Source organism: Nonomuraea mangrovi (assembly GCF_042681425.1).
Classification (GTDB): Bacteria; Actinomycetota; Actinomycetes; order Streptosporangiales; family Streptosporangiaceae; genus Nonomuraea; species Nonomuraea mangrovi.
Window position 1 is genome coordinate 179,543 of sequence record NZ_JBHUFV010000050.1, and the last position, 11,589, is coordinate 191,131.

At 68.3% G+C, this 11,589-nt stretch carries 7 protein-coding genes; all 7 read left to right on the top strand.

The features are described 5' to 3' along the window. The first annotated feature begins 59 nt into the window (after positions 1-59). The 7 genes from glgX (at position 60) to ACFSKW_RS33530 (ending at position 11,548) form a co-directional block, all read left to right on the top strand. Positions 60-2,090: a glycogen debranching protein GlgX gene (gene glgX, locus ACFSKW_RS33500; protein WP_379576637.1), complete on the top strand. Its 2,031-nt coding sequence runs from the start codon at positions 60-62 to the stop codon at positions 2,088-2,090. Then, entirely contained in the window at positions 2,083-4,143 is a 2,061-nt protein-coding gene (gene treY / locus ACFSKW_RS33505; RefSeq protein ID WP_379576639.1) for a malto-oligosyltrehalose synthase, read from the top strand. Before glgX ends, treY begins: the two co-directional genes overlap by 8 nt. Continuing rightward, positions 4,133-5,854 carry a malto-oligosyltrehalose trehalohydrolase gene (gene treZ, locus ACFSKW_RS33510; protein ID WP_379576641.1) on the top strand — a complete coding sequence of 574 codons (1,722 nt, stop codon included), beginning with the start codon at positions 4,133-4,135 and terminating at the stop codon, positions 5,852-5,854. Before treY ends, treZ begins: the two co-directional genes overlap by 11 nt. Positions 5,855-5,980: 126 nt before the next feature. Next, a complete protein-coding gene (locus ACFSKW_RS33515) occupies positions 5,981-6,958 on the top strand; it encodes an ABC transporter permease (protein ID WP_379576643.1) in 978 nt (325 codons plus the stop codon). Between the two features lie 2 nt (positions 6,959-6,960). Continuing rightward, on the top strand, positions 6,961-7,803 hold the full coding sequence (locus ACFSKW_RS33520; RefSeq protein ID WP_379576645.1) for an ABC transporter permease: 843 nt from the start codon (positions 6,961-6,963) through the stop codon (positions 7,801-7,803). After that, positions 7,800-9,839 carry an ABC transporter ATP-binding protein gene (locus ACFSKW_RS33525; protein ID WP_379576647.1) on the top strand — a complete coding sequence of 680 codons (2,040 nt, stop codon included), beginning with the start codon at positions 7,800-7,802 and terminating at the stop codon, positions 9,837-9,839. Before ACFSKW_RS33520 ends, ACFSKW_RS33525 begins: the two co-directional genes overlap by 4 nt. Beyond that, positions 9,836-11,548: an ABC transporter family substrate-binding protein gene (locus tag ACFSKW_RS33530; RefSeq protein WP_379576649.1), complete on the top strand. Its 1,713-nt coding sequence runs from the start codon at positions 9,836-9,838 to the stop codon at positions 11,546-11,548. Before ACFSKW_RS33525 ends, ACFSKW_RS33530 begins: the two co-directional genes overlap by 4 nt. Positions 11,549-11,589: the final 41 nt, after the last annotated feature.

An 11,589-nucleotide genomic window follows, 5' to 3' on the forward strand; every position in this document is an offset into this window, starting at 1 on the left:
ATCTAGGCAGCCGCTGCCTCCTGGGCGAACATGGGGGCCAGAGCGTAAGGGGAGCCTCGATGATCGAGATCTGGCCGGGAGACCCGTATCCTCTCGGTGCCACCTACGACGGCGCGGGCACCAACTTCGCGCTGTTCACCGAGGCGGCGGATCGCGTCGAGCTCTGCCTGTTCGACGAGGACGGCAAGGAGTCCAGGGTCCCCTTCACCGAATGCGAGGGGTTCATCTGGCACGGCTACCTGCCCGGCGTAGGCCCCGGCCAGCGGTACGGCTACCGCGTGCACGGACCCTACGACCCCGCGCGCGGCCTTCGCTGCAACCCCCACAAGCTCCTGCTCGACCCGTACGCCAAGGCGATCGAGGGCGGCGTCACCTGGAACAAGGCGCTCTACGACGGCGACATGCCCAACCTCGAGGACTCCGCCCCCTTCATGCCGCGCTCGATCGTCATCAACCCGTTCTTCGGCTGGGGGCACGACAGGCCGCCCGCCACGCCGTACCACGACACGGTGATCTACGAGGCGCACGTGCGCGGGCTGACGATCGCCAACCCCAAGATCCCTGAGCGCATCCGCGGCAGCTACGCCGCGCTCGGCCACCCGGAGATCATCGACCACCTCACCAAGCTCGGCGTGACCGCGCTGGAGCTGATGCCCGTCCACCAGTTCGTCACCGACCAGCACCTGGAGGAGAAGGGGCTGACCAACTACTGGGGCTACAACACCAGCGGCTACTTCGCCCCGCACAACCGCTACTCCAGCCAGGGGCAGCGAGGCGGGCAGGTGCTGGAGTTCAAGGCGATGGTCAGGAACCTGCACGAGGCGGGCATCGAGGTCATCCTCGACGTCGTCTACAACCACACCGCCGAGGGCAACCACCTGGGGCCGACGCTGGGCCTGAAGGGCATCGACAACCCGACCTACTACCGCCTGGTCGACGGCGACCCCCAGCACTACATGGACACCACGGGCACCGGCAACAGCCTGTTCATGCGCAGCCCCCAGGTCCTCCAGATGATCATGGACTCGCTGCGCTACTGGGTCATGGAGATGCACGTCGACGGCTTCCGCTTCGACCTGGCCGCCACCCTGGCTCGCGAGCTGCACGAGGTCGACCGGCTGTCGGCCTTCTTCGACCTGGTGCAGCAGGACCCCGTGCTGTCGCAGGTCAAGCTGATCGCCGAGCCGTGGGACGTCGGCCCCGGCGGTTACCAGGTCGGCAACTTCCCCGCCAGGTGGACCGAGTGGAACGGCAAGTACCGCGACACGATCAGGGACCTCTGGCGTGGCGAACCGGCCACGCTGCCCGAGTTCGGCTCCCGCTTCACCGGCTCGGGCGACCTCTACCAGAGCGACAGCCGCCGCCCCGTCGCCTCCGTCAACTTCGTGACCTGCCACGACGGCTTCACCCTGCACGACCTGGTCTCCTACAACGAGAAACACAACGAGGCCAACGGCGAGGACAACAGGGACGGCACCGACGACAACCGCTCGTGGGACGCGGGAACGGAGGCGCTGCGGGAGCAGCAGAAACGCAACTTCCTGACCACGCTCTTCCTGTCGCAGGGCGTGCCCATGCTCTCCCACGGCGACGAACTCGGCCGCACCCAGCAGGGCAACAACAACGGCTACTGCCAGGACAACGAGCTGACCTGGGTCGACTGGTCCGACGTGCGCAACAAGTGGCTGCTGCTGGAGTTCACGCAGCGGCTGGCCAAGCTGCGTCGCGAGCACCCCGTCTTCCGCCGCAGGCGCTTCAACTACGACATGGCATGGCTCACCCCCTCGGGCGAGGAGATGACCGTCGCCGACTGGAACGTGGGCTACGCCAAGTCGCTGGCCGTCTACCTCAACGGCAAGGCGATCACCGAACCGGACAGGAGGGGCAGGCCCATCGTCGACGACTCCTTTCTCGTGCTGTTCAACGCCCACCACGACACCATCAGGTTCACGATCCCGAAGGACTACGGCGAGATGTGGCTGACCGAGATCGACACCGCGATGCCGATCATGCTCGACACCAGGGTCAAGAGAGCAGGGGAGCGGTTGCAGGTGCCGGGACGCTCGATGAGGGTGTTGCGCGGTGTCTAGACCCGTCTCGACCTACCGCGTCCAGCTGACACCCGGCTTCGGTTTCGCCGAGGTCGCCGGCATCGCGCCCTACCTGCGCGACCTGGGCGTCAGCCACGTCTACCTGTCACCCGTCCTGCAGGCGGTGCCCGATTCGCTGCACGGCTACGACGTCATCGACCACTCCAGGATCAGGGAGGAGTTCGGCGGGGCCAAGGGGTTCCGCGAGATGGCGGAGGTGCTGGCCTCCCACGACCTGGCCATCGTGATCGACATCGTGCCCAACCACATGAACACGGCCAACGAGCAGTTCAGGTCCGTGCTCAGCGAGGGCCTGGACTCGCCGTACGCGCACTGGTTCGACATCGAGTGGCGCGATGGCAGGGTGGCGGTGCACTCCTTCGCCGAGGACCTGCCCGCGTCGGAGTACTACCACATCATCGACTGGCGAGAGGGGCCGGGCTACCGGCGCTTCTTCGACGTCTCCTCGCTGATCGGGCTGCGCGTGGAGGAGCCCTCCGTCCTGTTCGCCACGCACGAGGTGATCTTCTGGCTGCTCGACGAGGGTCTCGTGGAGGGCCTGCGGATCGACCATCCCGACGGGCTCGCCGACCCGCGCGACTACTTGGACAAGCTGCGCGCCAGGACCGGCGGGGTGTGGACGGTCGTCGAGAAGATCCTCATCGGCGACGAGCGGCTGCCCGAGGACTGGGCCTGCGACGGCACCACCGGCTACGACGTGCTCAACCGCGTCAACGGCCTGTTCGTCGACCCCGAGGGCAAGGCGCCGCTGGTCGAGCTGTTCACCCGCATGACCGGGCAGGACGCCCACTACCCGAGCGTGATGACGCGCGCCAAGCGCGAGGTCGTCGAGCTGTTCTTCGGCGGCGAGGTGGACCGGCTGTCCCGCGTCACCGGCGTGTCTCCGGCCGACCTCACCGAGCTGCTGGTCGCCATGCCGGTCTACCGGGCCTACGTCACCCCAGGCGAGCCGGTCGAGCCGCCGGCCAGGCAGATCGTGGAAGCCGCCGCGCCCGACCCCGAGACCGCCCGAGCGGTCCTGGAGGGCACGCCGGAGGCGATCGTCCGCTTCCAGCAGACCTGCGGCCCCGTCATGGCCAAGGGCGTGGAGGACACCGCGCTCTACAGGTGGTTCCCGCTGGCCTGCCTGAACGAGGTGGGCGGCGAGCCGGACCACTTCGGGACGTCCGTCGAGGACTTCCACGCCTACTGCGGGCAGATGCGGCCCTTCACGATGACCACGCTGTCCACGCACGACACCAAGCGCTCCGAGGACGTCCGCGCCCGCCTTCAGGTGCTGTCGGAGCTGCCCACGGAGTGGGAGCGGGCCGTGGACGGCTGGGCGGGACAGCTCGCCTTCGACCCCGGCCTCGACTACCTGGCGTGGCAGACCCTGATGGCCGCCTGGCCGATCTCGGCCGACAGGTTCACCGACTACCTGCTCAAGGCCGCCCGCGAGGCCAAGACCGCCACCTCGTGGATCGCCCCCGACCCCGCGTACGAGGAGGGGCTGCGCGCCTTCGCCCGCAAGGCGGTCGAACTGCCGATCGGCGACTTCACCGCGCAGGTCGACCGCTACGCCGTCGCCAACTCGCTCGGCCAGAAGCTGGTGCAGCTCATGATGCCGGGCGTGCCCGACGTCTACCAGGGCAACGAGCGCACCGACTTCTCCCTCGTCGACCCCGACAACCGGCGGCCCGTCACCTTCCCGTGCGCCGCCGAGTCGGCGTGGGACGCGGCCAAGCTGCTGGTCACCACCCAGGCACTGCGCCTGCGTCGAAGGCTCGGGCCTGCCGCGCCGTACGAGCCGATGGCCGCGTCAGGGGAGGCCGCCGAGCACGCGGTCGTCTTCGGCAGGGGACGCGCCGTCGCGGTCGCGACCCGCCTGCCCGTACGGCTGGCCAGGCGCGGCGGCTGGGGCGCGACCTCGATCACGCTGCCCCAGGGGCGCTGGCGCGACCTGCTCACCCGCCAGCTGTACACCGGCCGCACTCCTGTCGGCCACCTGCTCAGCCGCTATCCCGTCGCACTCCTGGAGAGACATGATCTTTGAGGTGTGGGCACCGCAGGCGACCTCTGTCGAGATCGAGACCATGGGCGGGCGGCAGCCGCTGCGGCCGGACTCGTCGAGCGGATGGTGGTCGGTGGACGTGCCGGCGGCCGGGCACGGCACCGACTACCGCTACCTCGTCGACGGTGCGGGGCCCTACCCCGACCCGCGCTCCCGCAGGCAGCCCGAGGGCATCTTCGGGCCGAGCAGGGTCTACGACCACGCCCGCTTCACCTGGAGCGATCACGAATGGAAGGGCCGCGACCTGCGCGGCTCGGTCATCTACGAGCTCCACATCGGCACCTTCACGACCGAGGGCACGTTCACGGCCGCGCTCGAACGGCTGGACCACCTCGTCGAGCTCGGCGTCGACTTCGTGGAGGTCATGCCGGTCGCTCCCGTGCCCGGCGGGCGCAACTGGGGCTACGACGGGGTCGACCTCTACGCCGTGAACGAGACCTACGGGGGACCCGACGGGCTGAAGGAGTTCGTCGACGGCTGCCACCGGGCGGGCCTCGGCGTGCTGCTCGACGTCGTCTACAACCATCTCGGCCCCTCGGGCAACTTCCTGCATCCCTTCGGCCCCTACTTCGCCGGCTACAGCGGCAGCTTCTGGGGCGAGGCGGTCAACCTCGACGGCCCCGGCTCCGACGAGGTGAGGCGCTACTTCGTCGACAACGCGCTGCAGTGGCTGCGCGACTTCCACATCGACGGGCTGCGGCTCGACGCCGTCCACGCCCTGCACGACAGGCGGGCCACCCACCTGCTGGCCGAACTGGCCCAGGAGGTGGACGCGCTGGCCTGCTCCGTGGGCAGGCCGCTGACGCTGATCGCCGAGTCCGACCTCAACGACCCGCGCATGATCATGCCGCTGGAGGCGGGCGGTCTCGGCATGACCGCCCAGTGGAACGATGACGTCCACCACGCGCTGCACACCGCGGTGTCGGGCGAACGGCATGGCTACTACGAGGACTTCGCCTCGATGCGGTCCCTCGCGAAGGCCATGACGTCCGGGTTCGTCCATGACGGCGGCTACTCGAGCTTCCGCGGGCGCTCGCACGGCGCACCGCTGGCCGGCGTGCCCGGCTACCGGCTGGTGTGCTGCCTGCAGAACCACGACCAGATCGGCAACCGGCCCGCGGGCGACCGCCTGACCGCGACCGCGCTCAAGCTGGGCGCCGGACTGCTGCTCACCTCGCCCTTCACGCCCATGCTGTTCATGGGTGAGGAGTGGGGGGCCCGCACGCCGTTCCTGTTCTTCACCGACCACGTCGAGCCCGCGCTCCGCGAGGGAGAGGGCGAGCGCAGGGCCCGCGAGTTCGAGGGGTTCGGCTACGAATGGGTGGCGCCCGATCCCTCGGCCGAGGACACCTTCCAGCGCAGCAAGCTCGACTGGAGCGAGATCAAGGAGGAGGAGCACTGGTCGGTGCTGTGCTGGTACCGCGACCTGATCGCGTTGCGCAAGGCGCTGCCGGAGCTGACCGACCCCCGCCTGGATCGGGTCGAGGCCGAGTACGACGAGCAGGCCAAATGGCTGATGGTCAAGCGTTCGTCACTGAGCGTCATGGTAAATTTTTGTCCGGATCCTGTGACGTTGCCCATGTCGGTGGGGTCCGTTCTGCTGTCCTCTGAGGAGGGTGTTTTCGCTGCTCGTGACGGGCTCACGGTGCCCGGGCAGACCCTTGTGATCTATCGGTCCGATGTGAATCCGTAATACGGACAGCCCGATAACCTGCGACGAGCCGTCAAGTCCCTGTCAAGGGATGGTCACGGCCTTCTCGTCGCGGGGGCGACCCTGGAGCTCAGGCTGCACGGCCCCCGTTCGTCCGAACGGAGGGCAATGGGCAAGTACCTGCTGCGCAGGCTGCTGTCGAGCGTCATCCTGGTCGCCATCGCCGCGAGCCTCGCGTACCTGCTGGCGGCCAGCAGCCTCAACCCTCGTGCCAACTACGAGGGACGCCAGCCGCCCATCCCCGCAGGGGTCGTCGACAGCACGCTGAACGAGTACAACCTCAACGACAAGACGCCCCTGCTCGAGCGCTACGGCACCTGGGTGTCCGGCCTGGTCAAAGGCGACTTCGGCAAGACATGGGACGGCGGCTCGGTCAACGACCAGATGGTCCGGCGGATCGGCGTCAGCCTCCGCCTGCTGCTGATCGGCACCATCCTCGGCTCCGCCCTCGGCGTCGCCGTCGGCGCGTTCGCCGCGATCAGGCAGTACCGCTTCAGCGACAGGGCGATAGGCATCGCCTCGTTCGTCATCATGGCCGTGCCCGTCTTCGTCCTGGCCACCCTGCTGACGATGGGCGCCACGGGGATCAACACCGCGCTCGGGCACACGCTCATCGAGTACACCGGCGAGTACAACCCCGCGCTCAGCGGCACCGACCAGCTCCTCAACAGGCTCAACCACCTGATCCTGCCGACATTGTCGCTGTGCCTGGGCCAGATCGCCTTCTACAGCCGCATCCAGCGCAACATGATGCTCGACGTGCTCGGCCAGGACTTCGTCCGTACGGCACAGGCCAAGGGACTGTCCCGCAGGACCGCGCTCTACAAACACGCCCTGCGCACCGCGCTCATCCCCGCGGCGACCTACTTCGCCTTCGCCTTCGGCACCATGCTGACCGGCGCCACCTTCACCGAGAAGATCTTCGGCTGGCACGGCATGGGCGCGTGGCTGGTGGAGTCGATCCAGCACAACGACACCAACTCCGTCGCCGCCGTCGCCCTGTTCGCCGCCGTCTGCGTCCTGGTCGCGGGACTGCTGTCCGACCTGCTCGTCGCGGCGCTCGACCCGAGAGTGCGGGTGAGCTAGAGATGCGTTCCAAGGTCGTCCTGCGCAGGGTCATCGCCAAACCGCAGGTCATCTTCGGCCTGGCGGGAGTCATCCTGCTGCTCGTGCTGGCCTACCTCGGGCCGCTGGTCTCGCCGTACGGGTTCGAGGACAAGGACTTCACCGCCTTCAGGACCCCGCCCGGCGCCGACCACTGGTGGGGAACCACCCAGATCGGCCAGGACGTGTTCGCGGTGACGCTGCGCGCCATGCAGAAGTCGATCCTCATCGGCTTCCTCGTCGCGCTCATCTCCACCGGCGTGGCCGCCGTCGTCGGCGCGTTCGCCGGCTACTTCGGCGGCTGGCTGGACAAGGCCCTGATGTGGGGCGCCGACCTGCTGCTGGTGCTGCCCAGCTTCCTGATCATCGCGGTCCTGTCGCCGCGGCTGAAGGGCGCCACCTGGCTGTGGTTCGTGGTGCTGCTCGCGGCCTTCTCCTGGATGATCACCTCCAGGGTGGTCAGGAGCATGACACTCTCCCTGCGCGAGCGGGAGTACGTCCTGGCCGCCCGCTACATGGGCATCAGCGACTGGAAGATCATCTTCCGGCACATCGTGCCCAACCTGTCGTCGCTGCTCATCATCGACGCCACCATGAACGTCAGCGGCGCCATCATCGGCGAGACCGCGCTGTCCTACTTCGGGTTCGGCGTGCAGCCACCGGACGTCTCACTCGGCACGCTCATCTCCGCCGCGGGCGGCAGCGAGGCGATCAGCTACCCGTGGCTGTTCCTGTTCCCCGCCGGCCTGCTCATCCTGCTCGTCCTGTGCATCAACCTCATCGGCGACGGACTGCGCGACGCCCTCGACCCGGGGAGCCACTCATGACGATCCTCGAGGTGACCGACCTCAACGTGACCTTCCGCGGCGGCGTCCAAGCCGTCAGAGGCGTCTCCTACCAGGTCGGCAGGGGCGAGGTGCTCGGCATCGTCGGCGAGTCCGGCTCCGGCAAGTCCGTGACGTCGCTGGCCGTCATGGGCCTGCTGCCCCCCGGCGCCCAGGTGAGCGGCTCGGTCAAACTGCACGGCCACGAGCTGCTCGGCATGCGCGAGCAGGAGATCCTCAAGCGCCGCGGCAAGTCGATCAGCATGATCTTCCAGGACCCGCTGTCGGCCTTCACACCCGTCTACACCATCGGCGACCAGATCGCCGAGGCGGTCCGCGTCCACCAGAAGGTCACCAAGGAGCGGGCCGCCAAGCAGGCCGTCGAACTGCTCGACCTCGTCGGCATCCCGCACCCCGACGTGCGCGCCAAGGCCTTCCCCCATGAGTTCTCCGGCGGCATGCGGCAGCGCGCGATGATCGCGATGGCCATCGCCAACGATCCCGACGTGCTGATCTGCGACGAACCCACGACCGCGCTCGACGTCACCATCCAGGCCCAGGTCCTCGAAGTGCTGAAGGCCGCGCAGAAGGAGACCGGCGCCGGTATCGTCATGATCACCCACGACCTGGGGGTGGTCGCGGGGCTTGCCGACAGGGTGCTGGTGATGTACGCCGGCAAGCCGGTCGAGCAGGGCACCGTCGAAGAGATCTACTACGAGCCTCGCATGCCGTACACGATGGGGTTGCTCGCCTCCATTCCCCGGCTGGACCAGGACAACCAGCGCCTGGTGCCGATCGAGGGCACGCCGCCCTCGCCCGCCGCGCTGCCGCCCGGCTGCCCCTTCGCGCCCCGCTGCCCGCTCAAGGTGGCCGCGTGCGACGACGCCGAGCCCGATCTCGTCCAGGTCGGCGAGCGCAAGGTCGCCTGCATCCGCTCCCATGAGATCGAGCTGAAGAAGCTCAGGGGCGCCGACGTCTTCCCCGCACCCGAGGCCGTCGACGAGCCCGCCGCCCTGCGGACGCCACGCGGCCTGCGCGACAAGGTGCTCGAACTCGACGACCTCGTCAGGCACTACCCGCTGATGAAGGGTGCCGTCTTCAAGCGCCGCGTCGGCACCGTGCACGCGGTCGACGGCATCAGCCTCGACATCGCCTCGGGCGAGACCCTCGCCCTGGTCGGCGAGTCAGGCTGCGGCAAGACCACCACCCTCCAGCAGATCATGCAGCTGGAGGCCGCCCAGGGCGGCAAGGTCGTGGTCTTCGGCAAGGACAGCGCCGCGCTGACCAAGAGCGAGCGCAGGACGCTCCGCCGCGACCTGCAGATCGTCTTCCAGGACCCGATGGCCGCGCTCGACCCGCGCATGCCGGTCGGCGACATCCTCGCCGAACCGCTGCGCGCCCACGGCCACAAGGACATCGGCAAGCGCGTGGCCGAGCTGCTCGACCTCGTCGGCCTCGACCCGTCCTACGCCGAGCGCTACCCGCAGCACTTCTCCGGCGGGCAGCGCCAGCGCATCGGCATCGCCCGCGCGCTGGCCCTGGAGCCCAAACTGATCGTCCTCGACGAGCCCGTCTCCGCGCTCGACGTGTCCATCCAGGCCGGCGTCATCAACCTGCTGGAGGACCTCAAGGCCAGGCTCGGCCTGTCCTACCTGTTCGTGGCCCACGACCTGTCCGTCGTCCGCCACCTGGCCGACCGCGTCGCGGTCATGTACCTCGGCAAGATCGTAGAGATCGGCACCGTCACCGAGGTGTACGGCACGCCCGCCCACCCCTACACCAGGGCGCTCATGTCGGCCATCCCGCTACCCGACCCCGCGCTGGAGCGATCGCGCAAGAGGATCATCCTCGAAGGCGACCTGCCCAGCCCCGCGCAGCCCCCGACCGGCTGCCGCTTCCACACCCGCTGCCCCAAGCGCGCCCTGCTCCCCGAGCCCGAGCGCGCGCGGTGTGTGTCCGATGAACCCCCTGTTGTACGGCTCACGCACGCCGACGATCACGGCGCCGCCTGCCACTATCCCGAAGTGAGGAACTCGTGAAGGTCGCTGGCTACAAGGCCGCCGCTGGCGCGGCGCTGCTGGCTCTCGCCCTCGCCGCCTGCGGTGGCGGCGCCGACAAGCCCGCCACAGGTTCGAAGGAGGCGGTCAAGCAGGCACAGGAGCAGGCCGCCGCGCTGCCCGGCAGCTCCATCAACCCTGTCGCCTACGAGCAGGTCAAGGACGGCGGGACCATCACCCTCGCGCTGACCCAGTGGCAGCAGCAGTGGAACTACAACCAGGTGAACGGCACCCACGCGACCGTCTCCGACGTCTACGACGCCAGCATGCCCAGCATGGGCAAGGCTGACGACAAGGCCGAGCTGGTCAACAACCCCGACTACGTCACCGAGTGGAAGATGGAGCTGAAGGGCGACAAGCAGGTCGTCACCTACAAGCTCAACGACAAGGCCAAGTGGTCCGACGGCGAGCCGATCACCTACAAGGACTTCGTCGCCCAGTGGAGGGCGCTCAACGGCACCGAGAAGAAGTACCAGGTCAGCTCCACCGACGGCTACGACCGCGTCTCCTCGGTGGAGAAGGGCGCGACCGACTACGACGTCGTCGTCACCTTCTCCAAGCAGTACCCCGACTGGAAGGGCATGTTCTCCCCGCTCCTTCCCGCGGCCACCAACTCCGACCCCGCCGCGTTCAACAAGGGCTGGATCGACAAGATCCCCGTGACGGCGGGCCCGTTCAAGGTCGACTCGCTCGACCAGACCGGCAAGACCGTCACCCTCGTGCGTGACGACAACTGGTGGGGTCGCAAGGCCAAGCTCGACAAGGTCATCTTCCGCGCCCTCGACTCCGGCGCCACCGTCAACGCCTTCGCCAACGGCGAGCTCGACGTGATGGAGGTCAACCCCATCGCCGCCGACCTCAAGCGCGCCAAGGACGTCCCGAACGTCGACATCCGCAAGGCCGCGGCCCCCAACTGGCGCCACATCACCGTCAACGGCTCCGCGCCCAACCTCACCGACAAGTCGGTCCGGCAGGCCGTCCAGCTCGGCATCAACCGCGAGGCCATCACCCAGTCCGACCTCAAGGACCTCGACTGGCCCGTGCAGGTGCTCAACAACCACCTGTACATGAACACCCACAAGGGTTACGTCGACAACTCCGGCGAGCTCGGCACGTACAACCCCGAGAAGGCCAAGCAGCTGCTCGACGCGGCCGGCTGGAAGATGGAGGGCGAGTACCGCAAGAAGGACGGCAAGGAGCTCGAGCTGCGCTTCATCGTCCCGGCCGCCTACCCGCTGGCCAAGCAGGAGGGCGAGCTGACCCAGGCGATGCTCAAGGACGTCGGCGTCAAGATCAAGGTCGAGCCGGTTCCCGACGACAAGTTCTTCGACGACTACATCATCCCCGGCAACTTCGACCTGGTGCCGTTCTCGTGGCTCGGCACGCCCTTCCCGAACGGGGCGCTGCCGCAGATCTACAAGCAGCCCACCGGCAAGGACAACTTCGGCAGCAACTTCCCGCGCATCGGGTCGGCGGAACTGGACACGCTGATCGAGAAGGCGGCAGGGGAGATGGACCCCGCCAAGTACATCGAGTACGGCAACCAGGCCGACAAGCTGATCTGGGACGAGGTGCACACGATCCCGCTGTACCAGCGGCCCAGCATCTTCGCGGCGAAGAAGACCGTGGCGAACTACGGGGCGTTCGGCTTCGCGACCAAGGACTGGTCGTCGATCGGCTTCACCCAGTAACCCCGCCTACCAGGGCCCCCGCTGTCTCCTTCCGGCGGGGG

Excerpts from the sequence above, each read along its gene's own strand:
- glgX (WP_379576637.1), top strand. The coding sequence starts at position 60 with ATGATCGAGATCTGGCCGGGAGACCCGTATCCTCTCGGTGCCACCTAC.
- treZ (WP_379576641.1), top strand. The coding sequence starts at position 4,133 with ATGATCTTTGAGGTGTGGGCACCGCAGGCGACCTCTGTCGAGATCGAG.
- ACFSKW_RS33515 (WP_379576643.1), top strand. The coding sequence starts at position 5,981 with ATGGGCAAGTACCTGCTGCGCAGGCTGCTGTCGAGCGTCATCCTGGTC.
- ACFSKW_RS33520 (WP_379576645.1), top strand. The coding sequence starts at position 6,961 with ATGCGTTCCAAGGTCGTCCTGCGCAGGGTCATCGCCAAACCGCAGGTC.
- ACFSKW_RS33525 (WP_379576647.1), top strand. The coding sequence starts at position 7,800 with ATGACGATCCTCGAGGTGACCGACCTCAACGTGACCTTCCGCGGCGGC.